Source organism: Verrucomicrobiaceae bacterium, from assembly GCA_016713035.1.
Taxonomy (GTDB): Bacteria; Verrucomicrobiota; Verrucomicrobiia; order Verrucomicrobiales; family Verrucomicrobiaceae; genus Prosthecobacter.
In genome coordinates this window covers 605,496-632,148 of record JADJPW010000001.1, presented here as the reverse complement: position 1 = coordinate 632,148, position 26,653 = coordinate 605,496, and the positions used below count along the sequence as shown (strand labels likewise).

At 58.2% G+C, this 26,653-nt stretch carries 25 protein-coding genes and 1 pseudogene; 6 read left to right on the top strand and 20 right to left on the bottom strand.

Going from position 1 to position 26,653, the window contains the following annotated elements; genetic code table 11:
- The first annotated feature begins 74 nt into the window (after nucleotides 1-74).
- Entirely contained in the window at nucleotides 75-935 is an 861-nt protein-coding gene (locus tag IPK32_02650; GenBank protein ID MBK8090914.1) for an esterase family protein, read from the top strand.
- Nucleotides 936-2,385: 1,450 nt separating this feature from the next.
- On the opposite strand, the gene IPK32_02645 is transcribed toward IPK32_02650, so the two are convergent.
- The 7 genes from IPK32_02645 to IPK32_02615 all read right to left on the bottom strand — a co-directional run bounded on the left by IPK32_02645 (nucleotide 2,386) and on the right by IPK32_02615 (nucleotide 5,907).
- On the bottom strand, nucleotides 2,386-2,598 hold the full coding sequence (locus IPK32_02645; GenBank protein ID MBK8090913.1) for a hypothetical protein: 213 nt from the start codon (nucleotides 2,596-2,598) through the stop codon (nucleotides 2,386-2,388).
- An 11-nt stretch (nucleotides 2,599-2,609) separates the two neighbouring features.
- Nucleotides 2,610-3,329, bottom strand: coding sequence for a transposase (locus IPK32_02640; GenBank protein MBK8090912.1), 720 nt, complete (start codon nucleotides 3,327-3,329; stop codon nucleotides 2,610-2,612).
- Nucleotides 3,307-3,558, bottom strand: a complete 252-nt coding sequence (locus IPK32_02635) for a hypothetical protein (protein MBK8090911.1) — start codon at nucleotides 3,556-3,558, stop codon at nucleotides 3,307-3,309. Before IPK32_02635 ends, IPK32_02640 begins: the two co-directional genes overlap by 23 nt.
- A gap of 391 nt (nucleotides 3,559-3,949) precedes the next feature.
- Nucleotides 3,950-4,645 carry an IS630 family transposase gene (locus tag IPK32_02630; protein MBK8090910.1) on the bottom strand — a complete coding sequence of 232 codons (696 nt, stop codon included), beginning with the start codon at nucleotides 4,643-4,645 and terminating at the stop codon, nucleotides 3,950-3,952.
- The gene (locus tag IPK32_02625) at nucleotides 4,642-4,983 is read right to left on the bottom strand and encodes a helix-turn-helix domain-containing protein (GenBank protein MBK8090909.1); all 342 of its coding nucleotides are present in this window, start codon (nucleotides 4,981-4,983) and stop codon (nucleotides 4,642-4,644) included. Before IPK32_02625 ends, IPK32_02630 begins: the two co-directional genes overlap by 4 nt.
- Nucleotides 4,984-5,047: 64 nt before the next feature.
- Entirely contained in the window at nucleotides 5,048-5,443 is a 396-nt protein-coding gene (locus tag IPK32_02620) for a transposase (protein ID MBK8090908.1), read from the bottom strand.
- On the bottom strand, nucleotides 5,368-5,907 hold the full coding sequence (locus IPK32_02615) for a transposase (protein ID MBK8090907.1): 540 nt from the start codon (nucleotides 5,905-5,907) through the stop codon (nucleotides 5,368-5,370). Before IPK32_02615 ends, IPK32_02620 begins: the two co-directional genes overlap by 76 nt.
- A 92-nt stretch (nucleotides 5,908-5,999) precedes the next feature.
- On the opposite strand from IPK32_02615, the gene IPK32_02610 reads away from it, so the two are divergent.
- Entirely contained in the window at nucleotides 6,000-6,251 is a 252-nt protein-coding gene (locus IPK32_02610; protein MBK8090906.1) for a hypothetical protein, read from the top strand.
- Between the two features lie 174 nt (nucleotides 6,252-6,425).
- Here the strand turns inward: IPK32_02610 and IPK32_02605 are convergent, their stop codons facing one another.
- Both IPK32_02605 and IPK32_02600 read right to left on the bottom strand, forming a co-directional pair.
- Complete coding sequence (locus IPK32_02605; GenBank protein MBK8090905.1) at nucleotides 6,426-6,626, bottom strand: hypothetical protein; 201 nt, start codon at nucleotides 6,624-6,626, stop codon at nucleotides 6,426-6,428.
- 44 nt (nucleotides 6,627-6,670) lie between these two features.
- On the bottom strand, nucleotides 6,671-7,996 hold the full coding sequence (locus tag IPK32_02600; protein MBK8090904.1) for an MFS transporter: 1,326 nt from the start codon (nucleotides 7,994-7,996) through the stop codon (nucleotides 6,671-6,673).
- A 288-nt stretch (nucleotides 7,997-8,284) separates the two neighbouring features.
- Here IPK32_02600 and IPK32_02595 point away from each other — a divergent pair, with 288 nt between their 5' ends.
- Both IPK32_02595 and IPK32_02590 read left to right on the top strand, forming a co-directional pair.
- Complete coding sequence (locus IPK32_02595; protein MBK8090903.1) at nucleotides 8,285-8,974, top strand: Gfo/Idh/MocA family oxidoreductase; 690 nt, start codon at nucleotides 8,285-8,287, stop codon at nucleotides 8,972-8,974.
- Nucleotides 8,958-9,293, top strand: a complete 336-nt coding sequence (locus IPK32_02590; protein ID MBK8090902.1) for a hypothetical protein — start codon at nucleotides 8,958-8,960, stop codon at nucleotides 9,291-9,293. Before IPK32_02595 ends, IPK32_02590 begins: the two co-directional genes overlap by 17 nt.
- Nucleotides 9,294-9,313: 20 nt before the next feature.
- On the opposite strand, the gene IPK32_02585 is transcribed toward IPK32_02590, so the two are convergent.
- From IPK32_02585 to IPK32_02555, 7 genes are all read right to left on the bottom strand, one after another.
- Complete coding sequence (locus IPK32_02585) at nucleotides 9,314-11,335, bottom strand: O-antigen ligase family protein (GenBank protein ID MBK8090901.1); 2,022 nt, start codon at nucleotides 11,333-11,335, stop codon at nucleotides 9,314-9,316.
- Between the two features lie 587 nt (nucleotides 11,336-11,922).
- A complete protein-coding gene (locus IPK32_02580) occupies nucleotides 11,923-13,398 on the bottom strand; it encodes an undecaprenyl/decaprenyl-phosphate alpha-N-acetylglucosaminyl 1-phosphate transferase (protein ID MBK8090900.1) in 1,476 nt (491 codons plus the stop codon).
- Nucleotides 13,399-13,547: 149 nt separating this feature from the next.
- A complete protein-coding gene (locus tag IPK32_02575) occupies nucleotides 13,548-13,913 on the bottom strand; it encodes a hypothetical protein (protein ID MBK8090899.1) in 366 nt (121 codons plus the stop codon).
- A 32-nt stretch (nucleotides 13,914-13,945) separates the two neighbouring features.
- On the bottom strand, nucleotides 13,946-15,436 hold the full coding sequence (locus tag IPK32_02570) for an Hsp70 family protein (GenBank protein ID MBK8090898.1): 1,491 nt from the start codon (nucleotides 15,434-15,436) through the stop codon (nucleotides 13,946-13,948).
- Nucleotides 15,437-15,621: 185 nt separating this feature from the next.
- Nucleotides 15,622-17,262 carry a hypothetical protein gene (locus IPK32_02565; GenBank protein ID MBK8090897.1) on the bottom strand — a complete coding sequence of 547 codons (1,641 nt, stop codon included), beginning with the start codon at nucleotides 17,260-17,262 and terminating at the stop codon, nucleotides 15,622-15,624.
- Nucleotides 17,259-17,684, bottom strand: coding sequence for a hypothetical protein (locus IPK32_02560; GenBank protein ID MBK8090896.1), 426 nt, complete (start codon nucleotides 17,682-17,684; stop codon nucleotides 17,259-17,261). Before IPK32_02560 ends, IPK32_02565 begins: the two co-directional genes overlap by 4 nt.
- Nucleotides 17,602-17,979 carry a hypothetical protein gene (locus IPK32_02555; protein MBK8090895.1) on the bottom strand — a complete coding sequence of 126 codons (378 nt, stop codon included), beginning with the start codon at nucleotides 17,977-17,979 and terminating at the stop codon, nucleotides 17,602-17,604. The genes IPK32_02560 and IPK32_02555 overlap by 83 nt, the downstream gene beginning before the upstream one ends.
- A gap of 149 nt (nucleotides 17,980-18,128) precedes the next feature.
- Here IPK32_02555 and IPK32_02550 point away from each other — a divergent pair, with 149 nt between their 5' ends.
- Both IPK32_02550 and IPK32_02545 read left to right on the top strand, forming a co-directional pair.
- Complete coding sequence (locus IPK32_02550; protein MBK8090894.1) at nucleotides 18,129-18,614, top strand: gluconokinase; 486 nt, start codon at nucleotides 18,129-18,131, stop codon at nucleotides 18,612-18,614.
- A 53-nt stretch (nucleotides 18,615-18,667) separates the two neighbouring features.
- Nucleotides 18,668-19,450, top strand: coding sequence for a murein L,D-transpeptidase (locus tag IPK32_02545; protein ID MBK8090893.1), 783 nt, complete (start codon nucleotides 18,668-18,670; stop codon nucleotides 19,448-19,450).
- 5 nt (nucleotides 19,451-19,455) lie between these two features.
- On the opposite strand, the gene gyrA is transcribed toward IPK32_02545, so the two are convergent.
- The 4 genes and pseudogenes from gyrA to IPK32_02525 all read right to left on the bottom strand — a co-directional run bounded on the left by gyrA (nucleotide 19,456) and on the right by IPK32_02525 (nucleotide 26,465).
- Nucleotides 19,456-22,122 carry a DNA gyrase subunit A gene (gyrA, locus tag IPK32_02540; protein ID MBK8090892.1) on the bottom strand — a complete coding sequence of 889 codons (2,667 nt, stop codon included), beginning with the start codon at nucleotides 22,120-22,122 and terminating at the stop codon, nucleotides 19,456-19,458.
- Between the two features lie 26 nt (nucleotides 22,123-22,148).
- The gene (locus tag IPK32_02535; GenBank protein MBK8090891.1) at nucleotides 22,149-22,796 is read right to left on the bottom strand and encodes a hypothetical protein; all 648 of its coding nucleotides are present in this window, start codon (nucleotides 22,794-22,796) and stop codon (nucleotides 22,149-22,151) included.
- A 5-nt stretch (nucleotides 22,797-22,801) separates the two neighbouring features.
- Nucleotides 22,802-23,845, bottom strand: coding sequence for a DUF1016 family protein (locus tag IPK32_02530; GenBank protein MBK8090890.1), 1,044 nt, complete (start codon nucleotides 23,843-23,845; stop codon nucleotides 22,802-22,804).
- A gap of 69 nt (nucleotides 23,846-23,914) precedes the next feature.
- Nucleotides 23,915-26,465, bottom strand: a pseudogene (locus IPK32_02525) (DNA gyrase subunit B).
- Nucleotides 26,466-26,653: the final 188 nt, after the last annotated feature.

Sequence of the window (26,653 nt, the reverse complement as noted above, 5' to 3'; positions counted from 1 at the left end):
GTCCAGACAGTGCGTGGGGGAGCTGCGTGCTGCAAGATGGAATCCATCGGGGGCGTTCGCTATGACCCCTATTCATGAAACAGCTCCTCACCGCCTTTTTCCTCCTCACCATCACCCTCCCAGCCGCACCGCAGGATGATCAGTACAAGCTCGGCCCCGACTCCGAGGTACAAAAAGGCGTGCCCCAGGGCAAAGTGACCCAAATGCCCCCATTCACCACCTCCAAGGTCTATCCCGGCACCACGCGTGATTGGTGGATTTATGTGCCCTCTCAATACGACGCCGCCAAACCGGCCAACGTCATGGTCTTTTGCGACGGCGGCGGCTTCGTGAAGCCCGATGGCCAACTGCGGGCCCCCGTCGTCTTTGATAACCTCATCGCCAAAGGCGAAATGCCCGTCACCATCGGCATCTTCATCCAACCAGGCACCTTTCCCGCCGCCAACGACAAAGAGAAGCCCCGCAGCAATCGCAGCTTCGAGTACGACTCACTCGGCGATGCCCATGCCCGCTTCCTCATTGATGAAATCCTCCCAGAAGTCTCCAAAAACTACAACCTCACCACCGACCCCAATGGCCGCGCCATCTGCGGCAACAGCAGCGGCGGCATCTGCGCCTTCACCGTCGCCTGGGAGCGTCCAGACGCCTTCCGCAAGGTCGTCAGCCACATCGGCAGCTTCACCAACATCCGCGGCGGCCACGTCTATCCCGCCTTGATCCGCAAGACCGAGAAAAAGCCCCTAAAAGTCTTTTTGGAAGAAGGCAGCAACGACTTGGACAACCAGTTCGGCAACTGGCCCCTCGCCAATCAAGAAATGGCCGCCGCGCTGAAATTTGCCGGCTACGACTACACATTCGTCATGGGCGAAGGCACCCACAACATGAAGCACGGCGGCTCCATCCTCCCCGACACCCTCCGCTGGATCTGGAAATAGTAGCCCAGTTGCTGTGCAACTGGCCCCTCTGGCGATGAAACCCCGAGTTGCACAGCAACTCGGCAACTTACCTGAGCCCCGCCCCCAGTCATGGAAAGTAGCCCAGTTGCTGTGCAACTGGCCCCTCTGGCGATGAAACCCCGAGTTGCACAGCAACTCGGCAACTTACCTGAGCCCGCCCCCAGTCTTGGAAAGTAGCCCAGTTGCTGTGCAACTGGCCCCTCTGGCGATGAAACCCCGAGTTGCACAGCAACTCGGCAACTACCTGAGCCCGCCCCAGTCGTGAAGTAGCCCAGTTGCTGTGCAACTGGTCCCTGTGGCGATGAAGCCCCGAGTTGCACAGCAACTCGGCAACTTACCTGAGCCCGCCCCCAGTCGTGAAAAGTAGCCCAGTTGCTGTGCAACTGGCCCCTCTGGCGATGAAACCCCGAGTTGCACAGCAACTCGGCAACTTACCTGAGCCCGCCCCCAGTCGTGAAAAGTAGCCCAGTTGCTGCGCAACTGGCCCCTCTGGCGATCCCTCCCCGACCTGCCCACCACTGCGCCACGGCCGGAAAGCTACGCGAAACCGCCCGATTGCCACGCGAAATCGCCAGATTGCTGCGCGAAACCGCCCATTTTGCCCACCCAACGCCCCGCAGAGCCCAAGCAGTCATCTGACGGTGCCCATGGATGCATCTCACCGTGCCCAGGCAGTCACCAGACAGTGCCCAGACATGCATCTCACCGTGCCCACAAAACGTCCCGTTTTGCCCGCAGATTCGCCCGTTTTGCCCACGAAACGTCCCGTTTTGTCCACAGATTCGCCCGTTTTGCCCAGGGAGTCACCTGACGGTGCCCTGGGAGTCATCTGACGGTGTCCGCACATGGACCTGTTTGCCCCAGGGAGTCATCTCACTCTGCCCAGGGAGTCACCTGACAGTGCCCAGGGGGTCATCTCACCGTGCCCACAAAACGTCCCGTTTTGTCCACAGATCCGCCCGTTTTGCCCGGAAAACGTCCCGTTTTGTCCACAGATTCGCCCGTTTTGCCAACACCGTGATCTGACACTGCCCACACCGTGAGCTGACGTTGCCCGCACGGTGAGATGACGGTGCCCTCACCGAGACCTGCACCCCAGCCCACCGGCAGCTCTTTTTCCCGAGCCGCCACACCGCCCAGACACTCTTCTAGAGGCCCTTGCTACCCCTCGTCCCAAAGCCTTGCCATCCGTGCCATCCCCTGCTTGGATAGGGAAACTCCCGCATGGCCGCCCTCCCCGAACAGCAAGCCCGCCAAACCATCGACGCCATGCTGGGCCGTTCAGGACTCCAAGGTCTTCGATCCCTCCGCCTCGGTCGGTATCGCACTTCGTGAGGTGTCGCTGAAGTTGGGGCGCTGTGACTATCTTCTCTTGGTGAACCGCAAGCCCGTTGGACTCAGCTTCTGCCAACAACTAGACCCAATGCCGCTAAGCAAAAGGGTCGATGATGAGATCGTCGCTGGCTTGGAGAGAAGAGGTCGAGAGCAGGCGTGGCCATTTGCTCACGGGCTGTCGCACCTTGCGCTGGCAACTACGTCTTCGTCGCGCTGGCAACGCGGCTTGGGCGATTTGCTCTCGCACTCGGCGCACCAGCACTCCTTGTGCCGCCTCGTCCATGAGGCCCTGCGCTGCCTCCAGCACCAGTAGCAGCGCTACGGTGTGCTCAAACAGTGGCTCATGCTGATGCGCAGCGCTCCTGCCTGCCGGACTTCTTCATCCTCACTGCTCTGTGCGCAGGCTAGTCGCTCCTCAGCCACCAGTGAGCTGGCGATGAGGAGCGCGGCAAGTTCTTGCTGTGCTGTCTCGGTGCGTTGTGCGCTGAGCAAATGCCCTCCGTGAAGCACGAGCTTGAGTTCTTTGTAAAAGACTTCCTGTTCCCAGCGCTTCGCATACAACGCCAACAACTCACGCGCACTGCCCTGCTGCACGCTCAGGCTCGTCCACAGCCGCACCTTCACCCACTCTCCAGCGGCGTTGCGCACTCGCCCCACGATCTCGCGCACTGGCAACTCGCTCTGGCGCATCGGCGGATGTTTGCGCGGGCGGCCCCGCGCTTTGTTCGCCTCGGGTGTCTGCTTCTCGTCAGCTTTGGACGGAGCTGTTGTTGACGAGTCTGCGCATGGGCTCTCACGCTCGCGCAGACTCACCACCACCTCCGCACTGCCATCGGCATGCACGCTTTGCACTCGCACGGAGAGCTTTTGCCGCACTCGGACCAAAAAGTGACTCTGCGTGCGCTGCGAATGTTTTTGCAGTTCTTTGAGCATCGGAGCCTGCCCGTAATAGCGGTCGGCGATGAGCAGGCTGCGAGCTGGTAGCGCGGCGAGCAACGGATCGGCCAGCGATTTCTCATTGAGCGCACCCAGTGACATCGATACGGCCAGCGGTGCATGGGTGCCGAGGCTCGACCAGCGTGCTCATGGAGAGCTTGGCAAAGGCTGCCTGCGCACGACGACTGCGGCTTTTGGGCACTTGGGCGTTGATCTGCACGGTGTTAAGCAGGTTCCACTGCCCACCGTCGATGCCGACCAAGCGCAGCCCGGCGAAAAAACACGCTGGATGCCGCTGCTCACAGGCTAGCGGCACCAGGGAGTGGCGCATGCAGGCATCGAAAGCTTGGGGTGGATATCTTCAAACGACGCTGGCTTAGCGCCGCGGAGCCTGATGCGCACAGCAAAATAACGACCGATGATCTGCTGTAGGCTGCCGCAAGCGTGCAGACTTTGGGCGACCATGCCGGCGATGAGTTGCCAACCGAGAAGTTTGCGTCGCGGCCCTTGGTGCGTTGGCTCTGCCCGCAGTTCCTCGGGCAACTGCTCGACGCCGAGGTTTTTGCGGATGCGTGCAGAGATGATGTTCGTATCGCGGTGGGCTGGATGGCTTTACCATCTACCGCTAGTTGACTCAGCTACTCAGTTGTAGCACTCTTTTCGCCCCTCTTCGCTTTTTTTGCTTAGCGGCATTGTGGCTAGACCGGTTCTCAAAAAGAATGTCATAAACGCGTCTTTGGGCGGCACTGGGACTGAAGGATGGATGGCTGGTCGAACAAAGAGCGTAGGGACTCGATGATACGGTCCTGAAGTTGCTCGGAAGTCTTGGCGATCCAGCCGTTGAACCAGTCGGCCTTCATGCGCAGCCACAAGCGTTCGATGGCGTTGAGATCGGGCGAGCGTGGTGGCAGATACTCGGGCTCAAAGTGGTGCCAGTTAAGACTCTTGGTCTTGTGCCATGAGGCGTTGTCGAGCACCAGGATGGCGCGGCGTCCTGCCACGTGCGGATTCTCCTCAGCTAGAGTGTCAAGGAACACCTGAAAAGTGACGCTGTCGCACAGGTTGAAGAGCAGTGCGCCGAGACGTCCATCTTTGGGCCGCACTGCGCCAAACACATTGTAGCGGATGTGCTCGCCGAGATAAGGTGAGTGGCGCACCTTGCCGATCTTGGTCCAGGTACGGCGCGGGCGCGGATCGCCTTCAAAGCCGCTTTCGTCGCTGAACCACAAGTCGACGCTCGGATCGGCCACCCAGCGCTGGAGCTTTTGGCAGAAGGCTTGGCGCTTGTCCTCATCCTGATTGAGCGGCCAAGGGCGCGGAACTTTGAGGCGGTAATCGTGCTCGTGGAGATAGCGCACGGTGGTGCTGTAGCCGAGTTGCGTTTGCAGGTTCTGCTTGATCCAGCCGTGCAATTTCACAGCGGTCCAGTGGCTTTGTCCGGCCAGTGAGGATCTTCGATGAGAGGTAGGATTTTATCGCTCACCTGTTCCTTGGGCAGGATGCGGCGACGCCCGCTGCTACGCCCGGGAATGAGACCATCAAGGCCGGCGAGATTGAAGGCTTGGATGAAGCGCAAAACCTGCCGCAGGCTGAAGCCTGAGAGGTCAGCGACTTGCTCGCGGCTCTTGCCTTCATAAAGCCAGCGCAGCGCTTGAAGCCGACGAAAGCCCTTCTTCGTGGGTGAGCAATCCATCGCCACGCCGACCTCTTCCAAGGTCGCGTTTTCGAGATTGAGTGTGATGCACGGGCGGGCCACCGCCGCCTATTAATTACCGAAATTCTAAAAAGTACAGTCTCAATATGACATTCTTTTTGAGAGTCTATCCGGCAAAAGGTTCGACAGGTTGTAACGAGGTGAGGCGTCTGGCCATGATGCCGATGAAGGCGAGGTAAACAAAGGCTTCGTGATGGCGCGGGTTCTTCTCGTGATCCCGTGTGAGTCGGCGTTGCTTCACCAGCCAGCCAAAGCTGCGCTCGATGACCCAGCGGCGCGGCAGCACCACGAAGCCCTTCTGGTCTTCGAGCTTCTTGATGATCCCCAAGGCAAAACTCGCTCCGTGACCGAAGAGTTGTCCCATGCTCTGCACGAAGGTCTCCAGCTTCCCGGCATAGCCACCATCGGCAAAGATCATCAGCAGGCTCAGGAAGCCATGGCAAAACATGCACAACAGCAGCTTTGCGCCGTCACGATCTTGCACGTCGGCGGGCGTGACCACCACGCCCAGCAGCAGGCCGTTGGTGTCGGTGAGCGCGTGGCGCTTGCGTCCCTTGATCTTCTTGCCCGCGTCGTAACCGCAGGCTCACAGCCGGTAGCTGCCCGCCTTTGACGCTTTGGCTGTCGATGACAGCGGCGCTGGGCATGGCGTTTTTTTAGCATCAGGCGTGTCTGGGTGCGCAGGGCGTCGTTGAGCTTGGGCCACAAGCCCTGCTCGGTCCATTTACTCAAGGCGTCGTGAGCGGTGCTGCGGGGCGCGAGGTTCTTGGGGATCATCGACCACTGAGAGCCCGTTTTGAGCACATAGCGGATGGTGTCCAGACAGATTCGGGCGGAGTCGGGAGCTCGCAGCCTGCCTCGACAACGCTTCGCGCCAGCCGGGTAGATGATAGGCTTGATGAGTTCCCATTCCGCATCGCTGAGATCAGAATCGTAACCGGCTGGTTGATAGGGCTTGGCTGGCATCGCCCAACTTCCACTTTCAGCTTTTACTGGCTACAACTTTTTGCCGGATAGGCTCTGAGAACCGGTCTAGACCCAATGCCGCTAAGCAAAGCATGAGCCACTGTTTGGAGCACACCGTAGCGCTGCTACTGGTGCTGGAGGCAGCGCAGGGCCTCATGGACGAGGCGGCACAAGGAGTGCTGGTGCGCCGAGTGCGAGAGCAAATCGCCCAAGCCGCGTTGCCAGCGCGACGAAGACGTAGTTGCCAGCGCAAGGTGCGACAGCCCGTGAGCAAATGGCCACGCCTGCTCTCGACCTCTTCTCTCCAAGCCAGCGACGATCTCATCATCGACCCTTTTGCTTAGCGGCATTGGGTCTAGGTCCTTTGGTCGCCTTAAAGATGAATTTGCCGGCTTTTTGTTCTCCAAAAACGGCGTGTTCAATCCGGCCCGAGTTGCGCTGTCCGAGCTGTGATATGGGTATCCAGAAACGCTCGTCAGTGGCCCAGTCGGAAAGGATCGCGATTTGTCGGTCACGCTCTACGGCGAACCCTGTGGGCGACCAAGGCTGCGATTGATCTGTGCCACTTTCTCTTCCCAGGTGGTTAAGGGCAGTCGTGAAATCCGGGCAGCCATTTGTTCGCGGGTGATCCACGGTTTGATCGGCTGGAAGGTTTTGCGCGGCTTCGCCGCCTTGGGGGGCTTCGTTTCCAGGCATGGTGGTGCGACTTCGGTTTGCATGGGGCGAAGGTAACGGCTTTGCACGGACCGACAATGGGCTTTTCTCAATCCTCCGGCATCGGGCGGCCTTTGGTCTCTGGCAGGAAGGCCAGGGCGACGAGCCCGAGGAGGAAGATGCAGCTCATGTAGGTGCAGGCGGTGCGGAAGGCCTCCAACTTGGCCTCTGGCGTGGTGGCGCCGGCTTTGAGCGCTGCCTGGAGGCTGCCGAGAGTGAATGGACCACTCGCGGCGACGAAGCGCCCGACATTGTAGCAAAAGCTCGTGCCGGTGCTACGCAGGCTGGTGGGGAAGAGCTCTGGCAGGTAAATGGCAAAGCCAGCAAAGAGTGCGAGCTGGCAGGCCCCCATGACCGCGCTCATCCAGATGTCGCCACGGCCATCAAAGAACTGGAAGAAGCCGATGGTGGCGATCATCGCTGCGATGTAAGCCATGGCAAAGGCGGGCTTGCGGCCTGATTTCTGAGCGATCTTGGTCATTAGTAGCATGCCAAAGAAGGCACCGAGATTTTGCACGATGGAGTTCACGCCGATCCAGTAAGTTTTTTCGCCAGCGATTTTCTCTGGGGCGACACCTTCGGCTTTGAGTGAGCGCTCCATTACATCCCCAACGAGCTCAGGACTGAAGAAGCCGATGCCCCAGAGGCCGATGACGCCTGCTACGCAGAGCACCATGCCCAGCAGCGCAGACTTCCGCCAGCGCACATCGCCCAACAGAGCGGAGTAGGACCCAAACTTCACGCCCGCTGCCTTGCCTGCAGCACGCGCCATTACCCACTTTTCCGGCTCCTTCAGGCGGATCTGGATGAAGACGCATAGAAAGGCTGGCAATGCACCAACGAGGAACATGTACTTCCATGCAGTGCCTGGTTCGATGGCCTTCGCAGCCTCTAGACTGCCCATGTACATGCTGGTGAGGCCCGCTGCGATATTCCCCACCGCTGAAAGTGCCTGCAAGGTGCCTAGAGCACCTGCTCGGGCTGTATCTGGTAGAGTATCGGCCACCAGAGCCACCGCGAGTCCAAACACGCCACCGACGCCGAGTCCGGTCAGGAAGCGGAAAATCGCGAAGTCCACCCAGCCTTTGGAGAATGCCGAGAGACCGGTGCAGACGGAATAGATGAGCACGGTGAGTGTCAGCGTCTTTGCCCTGCCGATTCGGTCGCCTACCGAGCCAAAAATGAGCCCTCCGGTGGCCCAGCCCGCGACGAAGATCGAGGTGGCGTAGCCGCCGTATTTAATCGGGTCCATTCCTTCTGGTAGCAGCGCTTTCATGGCTGAATTTCGCGCTAGGAGGAAGAGCTGCTGGTCCAGGCAGTCGAATAGCCATGCCAACGAGGCGACGATAAAGACAAACCAGTGGTATTTGGTCATCTGCTTATACCAAGGGGCGGAGGCGTCGGGCTGGATCGTGGTGCTCATGTGGAGCGCGGATGTTGAATGCCACCTGCGGAAATGACAATCTCGAAATTGAGTAGCTTCGTCATGGTGGCTGGGACATGCCAGAGGGGGGGGAGGGCTGTGAAGTGCTGCTATCGGTCTCTTTTTGGTCACGCAGTGACCGAAATCGGGCACCTATGCAGGTGGAGCTGGAGAGCCGCGAAGGGCAAATGCGAAGGCTTTTGGAAATGAAGTGGGCGGGGAGTCGTTCACTGAGGACTTATGAAACGACGTTCTTTTTTCCTCGCTGCGGGTTCGGCGGCTTTGGCGGTGAATGCGCCAGCAGCGCGGCTGCGGATCGGCCAAATCGGGACGGAGCATGCGCATGCGGGCGGGAAAATGACGGCGATGCGCTCGCTGACGGAGCTCTGGGAGGTGGAGGGGGTGACCGGGCCGAAGGGTTATGATGGCGTGAAGTCGATGACAGTGGATGAACTGCTCGCTAGGCCGAATCTAAAGGCGGTGGCAGTGGAGACGATGATCGCTGACTCCTGCGAGATGGCGCGGCGCTGTATCTTGGCCGGTAAGCATGTCCATTTGGACAAACCAGGTGCATTGAAGCATGATGAGTTCAAATCCATGCGGCTGGAGGCGGAGAAACGCGGTCTCACGTTGCAGATGGGTTACATGCTGCGCTACAACCCGGCCTTTGAGTTGCTTTTCCAAGCTGTGCGTGAGGGCTGGCTGGGGGAGATCACAGAGATCGATGCGGCGATGGGGAAGCTGGCGGATGCCGGGACACGGCAGAAGCTCGGCGAGCTGGAGGGCGGCGGCATGTTCGAGCTGGCGTGTCATGTGATCGACGCGGTGGTGACGCTTTTGGGCAAACCTGCGGAGGTGGGGGGCTTTTTCGACGCCTGCAGGCGCGGATGGTGTGAAGGACAATCAGATTGCCGTGCTGCAATATGCTAAAGCGACGGCGGTGGTGCGCTGCAATCACGCGGACCCTTTTGGCGGGCCACGTCGGCGTTTTAGCGTGACGGGGACGGAGGGCACCTTCGAGATCGTGCCGCTGGAGAGCGGGAAGGTGAATTTGTCTCTCACGAGGGAGCGTGGTGGCTACAAGAAAGGCACGCAGTCATTCCAGCTCACGGTGCCGAAGGATCGCTATGCGGCAGAGTTTGTTGATCTTGCGAAAGTGGTGCGCGGTGAGAAAAAACTAGCCTGGGATGCGGCGCACGACATCGCGGTGCATGAGACGGTCATGCGTGCGGCAGGTGTGTGGAGGTGAGGTGCCGAGGTGACGAGGAATTAATTTTGGGAAGCTGTGGCGGCGATGCGGTAGTGCTCCCAGGCGCGGCGGAAGTCTTCTTTAGCTAGATAGAGTGCAGCGATTTCGAGGTCGATATAGTTGGGTGGATTGGTGGCGGTGCGCACTTTTTCGAGCGTGCGGATGGCGTTGTCGTAGTCGTTGTTGTTTTTGTAAGCCTGGAAGAGATTGATGCCTAGTTGGGGATCAAGGGTGTTGAAGAGAAAAGCGTTTTCGAGGGTTTTAAGGTCGGTGCTGCCGCCTGGTGGTGCACGGTGGAGGGAGGGTAGGTAGATGGCGGCGATTTCGCAGGCTTTGCGGAAGTCGGATTTTTGGGCGTAATATTCGGCGAGGATTTTCCAGCCGCCGTCACGCTCCCATATTTTATTGGATGCGATGGCAGCCATGAGGGCTTCACGGTCACCGAGACGGTTCCACATTTCAAAGAGGCTCATGCGCTGAGCGGACTCGAGCCCGGCGAGGTCAGGCTGACGAGCGAGGATGTCTCGCAGGCAGAGCTCGAAGTCCTGACGAGTGTTGACGCTACCGAGGAAGCCGAGTTTGAGCTCCTGGGTGTTGGCGAGTTTCCATACGGCCTCACGGATCTCCGGGTGAAGGGTGGAGTGATGGACCATCTGATGGTAGTAGCCGTGGATGCCGGGTGCGGCTTGGGGGAAGCGCTTGATGAACTCGCGCCACCCTAGAACGGCGTACTCTGGGCGGATGCCGAGCCAGTCGAGTCCTTCGTAATAACAGGCATAGGCGAAGTGTGGTTCGAGGAGGCGTGAGCGTGTGTAGTCGAGGAGTGCGGCCTCGGTGTCCTGACGGAGGATGACGCGAGTTCTGGCACGATCAAAGTAGAGGCTGTAGTCAAGTGGGCGCATCTGGATGGCCTGATTGAGCAGGGGAAGTGCATCGGAGGCGGAGCCGCTGTTCGCGAGCTCATGGGCACGTTTTTGCAGCATGAGGGCGGAGCTGGTCCCTGGCAGGAGTGGCTTTCCAGTGGCGATAGCTGCCCATGTGACGCCGAGGGCGAGTACGGCGAAAGCGATGACGACGGTGGCGATCTTTTCTGGCCATCTGGCTGCCTTCGGCAGACACCTTGGCCGGAGGCTAACACCAGCGAGTAGGGCGAGGAGGGAAAAGTAGCCGAGATTATGAATCGGAACGTCAATGAGGCCGTGGAGTAAGCCGAGTAGGAGGCAAATGGCGGCGGTATTGCGTGCGCGGCGGTCATGGCGGTGGGCGCGTCCTTTGGACTTCTTTCCGAACCATGGGCCTGTGGAAAGCGCTATCCAGGCGATGAGCAGCATGCACGGCACGAGGGTGATGAGACCACCTTCGACGAGTTTCCAGAGCAAATCACTCTCTGGATGAATGGCGCGGGCACGGGGGTCAAAGCTGGAGACTGACAGCGGAAAGACGCAGTCGAAATTACCCAATCCGATGCCTGACCAGGGGGCTTCGGAGGCAATACGGAGCGATTCTTTGTATAGGATGACACGCATGTCAGAGCCCATGTTCGCTCCTGTTTTAACGAGCAATTTGGTTCTTGAAGAGAGGCCTCCATCAGCAACGAATAGTGCAGCCGCAATCACCAGAATGAAGGACGCTGTGACGGCCATTTTTTTGAAGAAGCCGCGCCGCATGGATGCTGTGCCCAACCAGAGGGTGATCCCCAAAAAGAGCAGTAGCAGGCCTGCTCGCGATGAATTCATGAAAATCGTCACTACGGGCAGAAAAAAGCCAATGGCGTAGATGAACCACATGCGCTGCTTTCGCCGCTGGGCGTCATAGGCACAGGCTGCACACAGTATGCAGGTGATGGCGGCTAGGCTACTGATGTGGTTGCGATTAGAAAAGGGGCCGAAATGACTCATGTCCACGACTTGCCCATGACCAGGCCACCAGGGGAGCTGGAACAGTTTCAGGCCCTCCATGATGGTCATCCAGCAAATCATCAGACCTCCGATGGCGAGGGAACTTAGGATGACGCGGCGCTGGGCACCTGAAAAGCCGCGCATGAAGCACCATGCAAGCCAGGCCAGGCATTGACAGAGCCAGAGCCAATCCTCCACGGTCACCCAAGTCTGTGGGGGTGATGCTGCCCGGTAGCTGGATACCCCAGTCCGTAGTCAGACTATCCCGCCAGGGCATCGTGGCACCGAAGGATCGTGGCAAAAAGGCCACGAGGGGGCCCAGCACAGCCCCAAGAAGTCCTGTGAGTGCCAAGGGGGGGGGGCGTCGGCGTGCGGGAAAAAAAAGCATCGTCAGAGCCATCAAGCCCGCTGTCAGAGCCCGTGACCATGTTGCCTGTCCTGTGCCAAGGAAGATCACCAAGAGTGGAACTAGTGCAAAGACAACACCATGCCAGCCGGGGCCTTCCAATTCATAGTCCTCCGGTGCATTCTCATCTGCACCGGAGCTTTCCTCCTCCTCAGTCGAGGAGGCAAGACGTACGCTCCCATCTTCACCGGCCATCATGGGCGACTCGTTCGATGATGAAGTGGAGGAAGACGAAGAGCGCCGTCTGCGCCTGCGGCGGCGCTGCGGCTCGGGATTATCCTCAAAGATGGGTTTGAATTCCATGATGCGGTGGGGCGGAAGGGGTTCAGTTCGGCATTATCAATGGATCAGGCTTTGGAATGCTTGCGGATGCGGGTAGCCGACCCCATCGCTCCTTACAGCGGTCGAGAGCAGGAGTGAGTTCATCGAGCCGTAGTTGCCATTCGGTATGAGACTCCTGATCTGCTGGATGGCGCAGAGTAATGACCTGGCCATCGAATAGCTTGATTGTCACGAGCTTGGCCTCCGCAGTGCGGGCATCTTGCTCATCGACGACACGCACCGACATACGCTCTAGGGCGTGACGGAAGGTCACATCGAATTCCTCCAGAGTGCCACTCCGCTCGACTTCAAAGTCCAGGATGCGGCCCCTGGCACGGAAGTACTCCCTGACTCGCTTCCGCTCCAGGGCAGCGCTCACCTGAAGACGTAGCTTTTTAAAGCTGCGCACATATCCCAGGTAGCGTGCCGCTGCTACGGCGAGCAGGAAGAGCAGAGCCGCTGCCACCGGTATAGCGATTCCCTTTGTCACCAAGATGCTGATGCCTGTCAGACTCAGCACCACGCAGACTGTGTACATCACCGCTAGTGCTCGGCCTTTGCTATAGCCTAGCAGGATCAGGCGATGATGGATGTGCTCCGCATCTGCACTGAAGACGGGCACCCCGCGGATGCTACGGCGTAGGATCGCAAAGGCTGTATCCAAAATGGGCACGCCCAGGGCGATCACGATCACCAATAACGCACCGATGATCGCACCTTTGTTCGAGCTAAAGAGCGATACGGAGGCGACAAAAAATCCGATCAAATATGCACCGCCATCTCCGAGGAAAATCTTCGCCGGAGGCAGGTTGAAGACCAAAAAGCCCGCTAGAGCCCCCGCCATCGTCAATGAAATCACCATCACATCTGCGCTGCCGCCATAGTGGCCGATCACAGCCAGCGTAAGGCAGAGAAACATGCCAAATCCGCCCGCTAGGCCGTCCATGCCGTCGATGAGGTTCACGATATTCGGGATACTCACCAACCACATCACTGTGATCGGTAGTGACCACCAGCCCAGCGAGATTGATCCATCGCCAAAAGGATTACTCAATATGTCTATCGAGATGCCTAGCGCATAGAGAATGAGGGAGGTGCCTACTTGGCCTGCTAGCTTTACTTTGGCTCCCAGGGGCTTCAGGTCATCAATGAAGCCCACGCTGAACATCAGCGTATTGCAGATGGCCACCGGCATCCAGTCTTCCCAGCGCAGCAGCCCGTAAAAAGCCGCCACTGCTGTGCCCAACGTCAGTGCGAGGAAAATGGGGGCACCTCCCAGGCGGGGAATGGGCTTCGCGTGAAATTTTCGCCGCGTATCTGGGGCATCCATGGCGAAGGTCACGCCACTCCGTAGGACGAGGAAGGTCAGCGCTGCGGCGACGAGCATCGCGCCGCCGTAAAAGCCTGCCATCTGCAGCTTGGAGAGGTGCAGTGGCACGGGCGGGCCAGTCATCAGCTCGGCAGGCGTCGTCAAAATCATGTGGGGAAAATTAAAACACGAGCATAGCGGCTCCCTGCTCGCTGCGAAGCGAAAAATGGCTCTTCGAGGGGCATTTTCGCCACTCAGAGTCTCTGCCGCGCTGTGTGGGACAGGAAATAATGCCGGATGCTCACCTGAGGGAGCTTTGATCAGATGGGACCAAAGTGCTTTTCACGGACTTCGACGATGGCATTGAGCATGGCGTCCGCCTCGGAGCGGGTCTGGGCGTTGAGACTGCTGGCGGCGCGGTTGTAGCGCTTGTAGAGGAGCTTCAGGCGGGCGTGGATCTCAGACTTGGTCATCTTGGAGGTCACTTCGCACATTTCCTCAGGCGTTTTTGGTGGGGCAGCTGGTGCGGTGGCCTTGGTAGCTGCGGTGGCCACGGGCTGGCCTTTGGCGACTTTTTCGAGGATGCCACCTGCTTCTGTGCTCTTGGCGGCGGCTTCTGTTTTGCGGGCTTCTGCGTTTCTTCCGCCTGTGAGGGATTTAGAGAGGGATTTGAGGATCTTGAACATAGGAATTCCTGTTTTTGGATTTCTGATTCGCGTTATTCGATCCTCATGGTGCGGAGGTGGGCGCTTCGGCGCTTGAGTTCGTCATCCGAGAGGACGCCAGCTCCTTTGTAGCTCAGGGCGACTTCCTTACTGCGGCCAGATTGCTTATCGACGACCAGGGCGCGGACTCGCTGGTTTTCATCGTAGCTGAATGTCACGGCGATCTCGCAGCCTTTCGGGCGGTTTGGCGGCACTTCGAGCGTGATTCGTCCGATGACGTCGATGAATTTGGCGTCTTCATCTTCGCCCTGAGTGATGTCCACCTCAATGATGCGCTCATTATCCTCGCTGGTTTGATAGACCTGACTGCGTGAGCAGGGGATGGTGCTATTCTTCGGGATGACGATGGAGTTCATGAGCTTCTCCTCGCCCGTTTTGGCATTATAAACCATGGCCAAGGTGCCGTAGCTGGCGTTGCAGACTTCTTGGATTTTGGCGGATTTTTTGGCGAAGAGGGCGGCTCCGAGTGCGACGCATTCATCCACGTTGCCGCAGCTCTTGGGCGTTTTGCCAAACATTTTTTCGAGCACGGTTTTCACCTTTGGAATGCGGGTGGAGCCACCGACGAGGACGACGTGGTCGATGTCGGCAGGTTTGAGGCCGACGTTATCGAGTGCTTGCTCGACCAGCATGACTGTGCGGGTGAGCATGTTGCGGATCATTTTTTCAAAGTGCTCACGGCTGAGGTCGATTCGGGCGATGCCGCTGTTGTTGTCATTGGCGACAGTGTCGTTGACGCGTTGGAGCTTGGAGAGCATTTTTTTGGCATCCTCAGTGGCTTGGAGGATGCGGCGGCGGTGGCGCTCATCGCTGAAGAGGCTGGAGCCGGTCTGCTTCTGGTATTGCTCTGCGTAGGCGGAAAGGAGTAGCTCGTCAAAATTGCTGCCACCGAGGTGGCGTGCCCCTTCGGAGGTGAGGATCTTGATCGTGTCACCCTCGACTTCCAGGATGGTAGTATCGAGTGTGCCGCCGCCTAGGTCATAGACGAGGACGCGGCCTTTGACGCCCTGAGAGTGTGCGTAGTAAACTGCCGCTGCAGTGGGCTCATTGACGAGTCGGCGGACTTTCATCCCAGCCATCTCTGCGGCGGCGATGGTGCTCTTGCGTGCGAGCTCGTTGAAGTTCGCTGGCACGGTGATGACGACTTCATGGATGTCGCCGCAGATTTTTGAGCAATCGCGTTTAAGCTTGGAGAGGATGAGCGCGGAGATTTCTGCGGGGGTCCATTTTTTGCCATCGATGTCCACCAGATATTCTGGGTCATCCATGTGGCGTTTGATCTGGAAGATGGTGCGGTCTGGCTCGCCACCGTCGCGTGCTGCGGAACCGACGAGCTTCACATCCTCATGGGCTTCAAAAAAGACGACAGAGGGAGTTAGGCGTTCCCCATCGGCATTCGGGACGATTTCGGGATTGCCGTCGGGTTTCAGGTAGGCCAACCCAGAGAGGGTGGTGCCGAGGTCGATGCCAACGTATTCAGCCATATGCGGTGCGGGATGGACGGGGGTTTTGAGAGGGGCAGGGAAGGGGCGCTGGCTAGCTGGGTGCGACACCCGAGGGACAGGGCCTGGATTGAGAGCTTACGGTTAGTCGTTAAAAGCCGGAGGATCAAGGTTTGGCTCTCAAATGTCAAGGTTCCCTAAATATTCCTACTCCATCCCCTTCACTTTTACTGCCGCAGGTGCTCATGGAGGATGCGGGTGATTTCTCGGACGACGTCTTGCTTATCTGAGCAGCCGTGGAGGTAGGGGACCATCTTTTCAGAGCTGGCGCTGTCAAGATGGGCGCTGCGGTAGGGGACGACGCCATCGCTGGTTTTTTCTCGGTCGAGCCATTTCAGGCCACTATTGCCGATGATGCTATGATGCCGTACCGCAGGTCGTGTTTGATCTAGCCCCCGGAGAAATGGGCTGCGCTCTGAGAGGGTGCCCAGGCTCAGAAAGCTGAAAACGCCCCACTGGCTAATCTGGGGTGAAAGCGCATCTGAATTCCCCTGTAGCAGCTCACCCGCCATCGTCATGGATTCAAAGGGCACCCGGATGAGCCCGGTGAGACGGCGCACGATGTCCAGGCTAGCGATCCTGCTGCCCCGGTGCGGCGTGGCGATAAAAATGACCCGCTGCGCAAAAGGGAGAGGCTTGACGATCAGGGTCTGCTGCAGGCTGTCGCGTGCGGTTTGACTGATTTTGAGTTCTGTCAGCGGCTTAGTGAAGACGCTGCTCCAGAGTGCTTCGCCGCTATCAGTCACTTGCATGCGGCTGATCAGACCGCCCATGCTATGACCCACCAGGACCATGCGCTGCATACCTGGATCATCATGCTCGGGGTCGTAGTGCTCACGGGCGAGCAGCAGAGCCTCCCGCAGCTTGGCCGCGGCCTGTGGCACAGCGATGGCGGTGGGATAAAGAAAGTACCAGGGCTGGTAGTGCCGCCGCAGCGTGGAGTCGGAACTGATCGCATTCACCGCATTGAGCCAGATGTGCGGATCGGACATCAGCCCATGGACGAACACGATGGGGATGCGCTTAGGATCATACTCATCCATGCAGTAGAGGCGGCAGTCTTTGAAGGCCCTCTCAGGATTCAGGATACCGATGAGCGAGAGGTTCCCAAAGGCTTTTTTGGAAAGTGAGAGCTCCTTCGGCGCTGTGTAGTCTGCGGCAAGCTGCCGCTCCCCCCCTGGCGCAGGGACGGTCTCGGTATTGAGGCTGTTATGCAGGCGTAGGCGACAGTGGCGCATGCCATCTGCGGCTGGGGGCATCATCTCCATCACTGCGGTGACGGTGAAATGCCCTCCCTTTGGCGGAAGGAAGGGCTGATCGCGTGCAGAGGCCTCATTGCGCTCCACGCGGCCGACCAGCGGTACACCCAGCCCTGGGCGGAGAGCCTGCGTCTCGCGTCCACGCCAGATCGTGGTCTCAGCGGGCATCAGATCATCATATTCAGCAGGTGAGGCCCCGCGCTTCTTGGCATCCACGGCATCGAATTCGATGACGAAGTGGCCACCAGGCCCTTCGAGGCCGAGTGTGAGCCCTGACGACCAAGAGCGGGGAGACTGCGCTCGTGTCCAGGTGGTCAAAAAGCGACCCAGCGCGGTCTCGTAGGCGTTTTCCGCCTCGCGGCGGCTACGAGCGCGGCCACGGCTCATCGCATCCCAGTTTTCCGCCATTGTGATGAGATCAGCGTGCATCGTGCGGCGTGTGCGCAGAGGCAGCTCACGCACTTCACCCGTGCGGCGTGGCTGCCAGCTACCACAGGCACCTAGGAGCCAAATCAGCGTGAGGAGGCTGAGGGCGCGGCACCGCCTCATGGAGCGCTTTTTTCAGGCGTGATGGCGATCATCTTCACATTCCTGATGGCCGCAGTGGTGGCATAGGTGGTGAAGGAGAGTGGCAGATAGTTTTCGATCGGGCCGGGCCGCACGCTGATCTTTTTACCTTTGATATCCTCATCGATGATGTGCTTGCCATCGAGCCACACACCCAGCTTTTCTGGCGTGACACGGAGCCGCACGGAATACCACTTGTCATCCTCGTAGCGCTGGAAGGAGGAGGTATTATTCTCACTCGCATCCAGATTATCGATGCTGGAGATGCCAGTGACGGCACCTCCCCAGCCGCCGCAGAGCAGCGTGGCGCAGGTCTTGGCATTACCCACTGGGAAGGTCAGACCGACAAAGAAATCCACCCCATCGAGCCGCTTCGCATCGAAGCTCATCTCGTAATTCGTCATCGGCAAATTGGCTGCTTTTTTTATAAACAGCTCCACTCACGCTATCGCCGGCATTGATGATCATGAGGCCGCCCTCTAGCTCCACCATGCCACTGGCTCCGATGTCCACATTCTCCCAGTCATCGAGAGATTTGCCATCGAAGAGCGACCACTCCTTTTTCTCGGCGGCGACGGGCTCTGGGGCCTTCTTGGTGGCAGCGGCGGGCTGTGGAGCAGCGTTTTTAGCGGCATCCTCCGCATGTGCGGTGTAGCAGGCCGCCAGCAGGGTGAGGAGCAGGGTCGTGGGTCGAGTCATGGCGGCGGGGATACTCCACGGGCGGCGTGTCGTGGTCAAGTTGCGGCCTCATGCATGTTGAAGGCCGTTTGAAATGCATTTAGCCAGTGCCACCCCTCCCCATCATGAGTACACAGGCCCCCGTAGCACCTCCCCAGACCATCATCATCATGGGTGTTTGCGGCTGTGGGAAGTCACTCGTCGGCAGCTCACTCGCCCAGCGGCTCGGAGGAACTTTTGATGATGGAGACGACTTCCATCCGCCCGCGAACAAGGCCAAAATGGCCTCTGGCACCCCCCTGACTGATGAGGACCGCTGGCCCTGGTATGCCGCACTGCGTGCCCGCATCCTGGCGCAGCGAGCCAGCGCCCCCGTGCATGTGCTGGCCTGCTCCGCTCTGAAAAAAATCTACCGTGATCGCCTGCGTGGGGACGATCCAGAAGGGAAGGTGGCTTTTGTGCTTCTCGATGGCACGCGTGAGCTCATTTCCACACGCCTCGCCCAGCGCAAAGGCCACTTCATGAACCCCGCGCTGCTCGATAGCCAATTCTCCACACTGGAGCTCACGCCAGACCTCATACGCGTGTCTATCGACGGCTCGCCAGAGCACATCGTGTCCGAAATCATCCAGCGCCTCCAGCTAACCATCCCATGAGTGCCAAAGCACATCGCTCTAGGCAGCTTTTCGCTGCGTTGCTTCTTTTTCTCGTGGTACTCCTTCTCGGGCTCTGGCTTCATCCCGCGACGCAACCCTACGCCCGACTCGCCATGCGCCGTATGACCTTCGCTGCACTCACCTTGCCCTATCCACTGCCCCCTGAGTCAAAAACCTGGAAAACCATGTCCGCAGCCCAACGGCTCACGGATGTGAAAAAGCGCCTCCAAGGCCCCCTGGAGGCCGAGTTGGCCAAATCGGGCCTCCAGCTCGGTCAAGCCGCCTACATCCGCCTTTTCAAAGAAAGCAGTGAGTTCGAGCTCTGGCTGAAAAGTGCCTCAGGAGCCTGGAAGCTCTTTCGCACCTATCCCATCGCTGTTTTTTCGGGCGGACTCGGTCCGAAACAAAAAGAAGGCGACATGCAGGCCCCTGAGGGCTGCTACGGCATCACACGCGGCCAGCTCAATCCCGCCAGCAACTACCACCTCGCCTTCAATATCGGTTATCCGGACGCTCTCGATCGCCACCATGGCCGCACGGGCAGCCTCATCATGGTGCATGGCGATCAGGTCAGCATCGGCTGCTTTGCCATGACGGACCCCGTCATCGAAGAAATCTACCTCATCATCGAAGCCTCATTGAATAACGGCCAGACCACCATCTCGCTGCACGCCTTTCCTTTTCGCATGACACCTCAGCGAATCGAACAAGCCGCGAGCGATAAAAGCCCCTGGCTCAGCTTCTGGAATGACCTCCGAGTCATCCACGACGCCTTCGAGCGGACCCATCGCCCACCGCTAGTCAGCGTGAGCGAGGGTCGCTATCAAGTGAAGTGAGTGGCTCAGGATGCGGCAGGCGCTGCTGCATCCGCTTCAGGAGCTGAGGCCTCTGGTGTCGTTTCTCCATCTGTGGGAGCCCCTTCTTCGGTGCTCGTCACCTCGGCGGCGACTTCCAGTTCCTCTGCGACGACGGTGGCCACGTCTTGAATTGTCTCGCCTTCATTCAGCGTCATGAGCTTCACGCCTTGGGCATTGCGGCCCGTTTCGCGGATTTGGCTGACTTTGATGCGCACGCTCTGGCCTTTGCTAGTCATGAGCATGAGTTCATCCGTTTCCTTCACCGCGAGCGCTGCGACGACTTTGCCGGTCTTCTCGGTGACATTCATCGTGGTCACACCTTTGCCACCGCGATTGGTCAGGAGTCGGTATTCATCAAAGCCGGTACGCTTGCCGAGTCCGTTCTCACTCACGACGAGCACCATCGTCTCAGGCTCTTTGGTGATGCAGCTCACCAGGAAGTCATCTGCATCGAGCGTGATGCCACGCACACCTGCGGTGGCACGGCCGATTGGGCGCAGATTCGGAGACTCAGGATTGTCACCCGTTTCGTGGAAGCGGGCGCACATGCCCTCATGCGTGACGAGGCAGACTTCCTTCGTGCCATCGGTGAGCACCACATCGACCAAGTCATTGCCCTCATCGAGCTTGATGGCGATGATGCCGTCTTTGCGGTAGTTTTTGAACTCTTCGAGGGCGGTTTTCTTCACCGTGCCGTCTTTGGTGGCAAAAAGGACGTATTTGTCCGCTGCCCACATCGCATCATCCTCAGCTCCCTGAGCCTTCAAAATGAGCACGGAGGCGATTTTCTCCTCGGAACGCAGGTTGAGCACATTTTTGATGCTGCGGCCCTTTCCTGTGCGGGTGGCCTGTGGGATCTGGTACACGCGCTCCACATACATGCGGCCTGTATTGGTGAAAAAGAGCAAGAAGTCGTGCAGTTGGGCACTGAAGAGATGCTCGACGAAGTCGTCCGCATCCTCCTCGCTCTGCGATTCGCGGGTTTCCATGCCTTTGAGGCCTTTTCCACCGCGTCCTTGCAGTCGGTATTCGGCGGTGGGCGTGCGTTTGATGCTGCCCATGTGTGTCATGGTCACGATGGCCGTTTCGTTCGGGATGAGGTCCACACTCTCGATCTCGCCGGAGACTGCCTCGATGCGTGTGAGGCGCGGTGTGGCGTGCTTTGCTTTGATGACCTGGAGCTCGTCTTTGATGATGGTGAGCACGCGGTGCTCGCTGGCCAGGATGTCGAGCAAATCCTTGATCGTGGCCAGGATGGCGTCGTATTCGGCTTTCACCTTGTCACGCTCCATGCCAGTGAGCTGGTAGAGGCGCAGTTCCAGGATGTCATCGACCTGCTTCTCCGTGAAGACATAGCGCCCATCCTGGATGCTAGGCTGGCCGCGAATCAGGATGCCGAGCTGCTCCGCCGTCGCGACGGGGAAGGTGTAGGCACGCAATCCAGCGCGGGCTTCATCGCGGTTCCGGCTATCGCGGATGATTTTGATGAAATCATCCAGATGACCGAGCGCGAGGAGGAAGGCCTCTAGCTTTTCGGCCTGTACCTCGGCTTTTCCGAGCAGGAACTTCGTGCGGCGGATGATCACCTCACGACGGTGCTCGATGTAGCAGCCGATGGCGTCTTTGATGCCGAAAACTCGCGGCCTGTTGCCGTCGATGGCCAGCATGTGGACGCTGAAGGAGGCCTCTAGCTCGGTGTGCTTGTACAAATTGTTCAGCACCACCTGCGCACGCGCATCTTTCTTCAAATCGACGACGAGACGCGAGTTCTCATCGGACTCATTTCGCACGCCGCTGATCTCAGGGATGATTTTTTCGTTCGCGAGCTCGGCGATCTTCTTTTCCAGCTCCGCACGGTTCACGTTGTAGGGGATCTCGGTGATCACGATCTGCTCGCGATTGCCGTTTTCCACGATTTCAGCCTGACCGCGGATGCGCACGCTGCCGTGACCCGTTTCCATGTATTCGCGGATGCCAGAGGTGCCCATGATGGTACATCCCGTGGGGAAATCCGGCCCTTTGACATGCGCCATCAGCTCCGGCGTGGTGATTGCTGGATTGTCGATCTGCGCACAAACCGCATCGACGACTTCGCCCAGATTATGCGGCGGCATATTCGTCGCCATACCGACCGCGATGCCCGTACCGCCATTGACGAGCAGGTTCGGAAACGCCGCCGGGAAGACGGTGGGCTCCGTGAGTCGTTCGTCGTAGTTCGGGACGAAATCGACCGTGTCCTTGTCCATGTCCTGCATCAAAGCGCCACCGAGGTGTGTCATGCGGGCCTCCGTATAACGCATCGCAGCCGGAGGATCGCCTTCCACGCTGCCGAAGTTCCCCTGCGGGTCGATCAGCGTCTCCCGCATGGCCCATTCCTGCCCCATGTGGACGAGCGTCGGATAAATGACCGCCTCGCCGTGCGGATGGTAGTTACCCGAGGTGTCACCCGCGATCTTCGCGCACTTCACATGCTTCTTCGGCGGGTAGAGCGACAGCTCATGCATCGCATAAAGAATGCGCCGCTGGGAGGGTTTGAGGCCATCTCGAACATCCGGCAGAGCGCGAGAGATGATGACGGACATCGAGTAGTCGAGGAAGCTATTCTTGACTTCGTCGGCGACGGAGATGGGGCGTGTGTTGGAGTCTTGCATGAAAGGATGGGAGAAAAATTAACGCGTCAGATCTTTTGAAAAATGGAAACGGCCTGCTTTGAAGCTGGAATGAGAAGTCGAAATGAAACATAACGACGATAACCTTTTTTGGGATCTTCTGAATAGGTGAAGTAGCCTCCTTCTTGAGTCGCTGCCCAGGCAATCAAATGGCCGATTTGATGGCGTTTGCCATCACCGCTAAGATAGTTTGCGATTTCCAATGCCTTTCCGGTTGTTGGCGTCTTTTGCCACTTGGTGGTTTCCCACTCAGGCGACCATCCTAGAGGATATTTGCCGATAAGGTCAAACTCATGTTCAGCGAGCCATGACCAATAGCTTTCAGGCAATTGCACCACATTAGCCCAAGTGCCATCGCCTGTGAAACTAGACTCGGAATTCACTATATTCGTAGATGCAGGCATGAGCATAAACTTGCCATACACCATCTTGGATGTGTAAATGTCATGTGCCCAACCCAAACCAGGAATCCGAATGGCAGCTCCAAAAACACAAAGCAAAAATAAAAACACCAATTTTGGGGCTGAATTTCTGAATGCTTTAGATCGCAGGTGAGGCCAGGATTCCCAAATAGACCAAAGAACCGCCCCGTAAAATGCCGTCAGAAAGAGAATAGCAATGATCCTAGCTAAGTCGGAAAAAGTGAAGTCAGCCATGAATATCATGCCTTCAATCCCCCCTTCCTAGAACGCATTGAGTTCTTGCTTTTTGATACGGTACAATTTTCCAGCAACCGCTGCTCGCGGATCAATTCGAGGCGCAGCACCTCTTCGCTGGGCGGCACGAGCGTGTAGCGAGAGGCGAAGAGCTTTTCGCTGCCGTTGAGGATTGAGTATTTGGCGATGGAGGCGTCTTTCGCGGCGCAGAGGATGATGCCAACGGTGGGATTGTCTCCCTTGCCTCGATGCAGCTCGTCATACATGCGCACATACATGTCCATCTGGCCGATGTCCTCGTGCCGCAGCTCGCGTGGCTTCAAATCGAAGATCACGAAGCACTTCAGGAGGTAGTTATAGAAGACGAGATCGATGTAGAAGTCCTTCGTCTCCGTGCTCACCCGCACTTGGCGTCCGATGAAGGCAAATCCTTTGCCCAGCTCGAGAAGGAAGCTCTGCAAGTGGTCGATGAGCCGTTGTTCGAGATTCGATTCCAGCAGCCTCCCGGTTTCCGGCAGCCCCAAAAACTCCAGCAGCACAGGATCACGAATGAAGTCCTTCGGCGATGGCGGTAACTCGGCTATTTTCTTCTCCGCCTCTGCCTTCACGGCCTTTTTGTCCCTGCTGGAAAGCAGCCGCTCATAGTAGAGGCGGTTGATCTGGCGGTCGAGAGCGCGGACGCTCCAATTTTGCGCGGTCGCCTCTTGGATATACCAGTCACGAGCTTTGCTGTCATTGATGCGCGAAAGTATGCGGTAATGACTCCAGCTCAATTTTGGACACACTGTGTCCAAAATTGGGAAAGCGAGGTAAAACTGCCTCATCTTATTCAGGTTAGATGCATCGAAGCCCTTTCCAAAATCAACCATGAGGGAGTCCGCCAGCCTGGGTAGAAGTTTGGAACCATATTCAGATTTTGAAGCCCCGCCTTGCTCAAACTCCACAATGTAACGCCCCACGCCCCAGCAGGTCTGCACCTGGGCAAAATCCACCGCGCGGACAATCTGTCGGCGGCTTTCAGTGATGAACGTTTTCAGTTCACGCACCAAGCCCTCGAAGCTCCGCTTGGCGGGCTGGAGGGCTTTGGAGGAACTGGAGCGTTTGGGCTTCACGATTGATCACACATCCAAATTCCGCACATTGAGCGCATTCTCTTCGATGAAGTGCTTTCGGGGCTCGACGACATCACCCATGAGGATGGTGAAGATGCGTTCGGCTTCGTGGGCGTTGGTTTCGTCGAGCTGGATGCGGAGGAGGGTGCGCTTGTTCGGGTCCATGGTGGTCTCGAAGAGCTGTTTGGCGTTCATTTCACCGAGACCTTTGAAGCGCTTGATCTCCATGCCGCGCTTGCCGATTTCCATGACTTTGTCGAGGATGCCGGGGATGCTGAAGACGGGGTGAATTTTGGCGTTGTCGCCGTCGCCTTCGATGACTTCGAAGAGGGGTTTGTCTTGGCTGCTGAAGTGATCGACGTGGAGGCCTAGTTCATCGAGGTGCTTGAAGCGGGCCTTCATGCCGTGGGCTTCATGGATTTCGATGAGGCGGGCGCGGCGGGTTTGTTTCGGTGCGGTGCTGCCGTTGGCGGGATCGACTTCGGGTTTGCCAAAGAGGTGGAGATCGACGTTTTCACGGGCGTAGGCGGCGAGGGCGTCGCGGTCGAGCAGGTATTTGACGTGGACTTCGTTGCCCTCGCGAATGATGACGAGGTAGTGGGGGAGTTCGCCAGTTTCGATATTGCGATGCTGGAGGTAGGTTTCAAAGTCCGCGCCGTGACGACGCACGATGTCGGCGAATTTGGCCACGGGCACCAGTAGGCCGAGAATCTGCTTCAAGCGGCTGGAATCGACTTTGGAGTCATCAGAGACGTTGCGCAGAGTGATCTCGCCGGAGCCGAGTTCGAGGAGGATGGCCTCCATTTCTTCATCGTTCTGCACGTATTCCTCGCGTTTTTTTGCGGGTGACTTGGTAGAGCGGTGGTTGGGCGACATAGATGTGGCCGCGTTTCACCAGCTCGGGCATTTGACGGAAAAAGAAGGTCAAAAGCAGGGTGCGGATGTGGCTGCCGTCCACGTCAGCATCGGTCATGATGATGATTTTGTGGTAGCGGAGCTTTTCGAGGTTGAAACTGCCCTCCACTTCGCTGTCGCCACCGATTCCGGTGCCGATGGCGGTGATCATGGTCTGGATTTCTTTGTTGGCGAGCACCTTGTCGAGCCGGGCTTTCTCGGTGTTAATGAGTTTTCCGCGCAGGGGCAGGATGGCTTGATTGTGGCGGTTGCGGCCCATTTTGGCGGAGCCGCCGGCGGAGTCACCCTCGACAATGAAGAGCTCGGTTTTTGATGCGTCACGCTCGGAGCAGTCAGCGAGCTTGCCGGGGAGGCCGCCACTGCTCATGGCGTCCTTACGGATGGCTTCGCGGGCTCGGCGGGCGGCTTCGCGGCTTTTGGCGGCGATGATGATGTTTTTGATGACTTCCAGCGCCATGTCTGGATTTTCGTCAAAGTAGCGGGTGAGGCCCTCATAGACGATGGAGTTCACCACGCCTTCGACTTCGCCATTGACGAGTTTGACCTTGGTTTGCGAGTTGAAGCGCGGATGGGGGTGTTTGACACTCAACACGCAGATCATGCCTTCGCGGCAGTCATCGCCCTCGATCTCTGGCATCTTCTCTTTGAAGGATTTTGGATTGGAGGCGATGTACTGCTTCACCGCCTTCGTGAGAGCGGTTTTGAGGCCGGAGTAATGCGTGCCAAAGTCCGGGTTCGGGATGGCATTGGCAAAGCAGAGTGTCTGTTCGCTGAGGCCTTTGTTGTACTGAATGACGCAATCGACGAGGATGAATTTTTTCTTGTCCTCCAGCATCACTTCACGTCGGCCAGCGACGACGATGGGCTCTGGATGGACTTTATCTTTGCCTTCGCCGAGTTCGTTGACGAATTGCTTCACGCCTTCTGCGTAGAGCAGGGTTTCGCTGCGGGGCTCCTCACCGCGCTCATCGGTGAGATGGATGGTGATGCCGGGATTGAGGAAGGCGAGCTCACGCAGGCGTGTGCGTAGCCGCTCGAAAACAAATGTCGTGGTGATCGTGAAGATCGTCGCATCGGGGAAGAACGAGATTTTGGTGCCTGTGCGCTTGGGATCATCGAGATCGCCGAGCACCTTCAGTGGCTCGGTGGTGATGCCACGCTCAAAGCCGATGGCGTAGATTTTGCCGTCGCGATAGACCTCGCACTTGAACCAGTCGGAGAGAGCGTTGACGCACTTGGCGCCGACGCCGTGGAGACCGCCGGAGAATTCATAGGCACCATCGCCGAATTTGCCGCCTGCGTGGAGGTTGGTGAGCACCAGCTCGACGGTGGGCATGCCTTTTGAGTGCATTTCGACCGGGATGCCGCGTCCATCATCCTCGATGCTGATGGAGCCGTCGGTGTGGATGTTGATCCAGACGTTTTTGCAGTTTCCGGCGAGATGCTCATCGATGGAGTTATCGACGACTTCAAAGACGCAGTGGTGGAGGCCGCGCTCGTCCGTCTCGCCGATGTACATGCCAGGGCGCATGCGCACGGCTCTGAGGCCTTCGAGGTGCTGGATTTGTTCGGCTCCGTAGGCTTGGTCAGCGGCTACGGCGGTGGAGTTTGATCCAATAGAATCAATGATGTCGTCTGGCATAAAAAAATCGAGAAATCCACCGTCTGAGTCCGTCCAAGAAACCCCTTCGGAAAATGCGCACGGTGGAGGTGGTTGGAGACTAGCAAGCTAGGGGGGGAGGCAAAGGCTTTTTTTGCCGTAAAAAACGGCTCTCAGAGCCTAAGTCGGAGTAGGGTGTGCCGACGCTTGCGATGGCCGTAGTTCTCGAC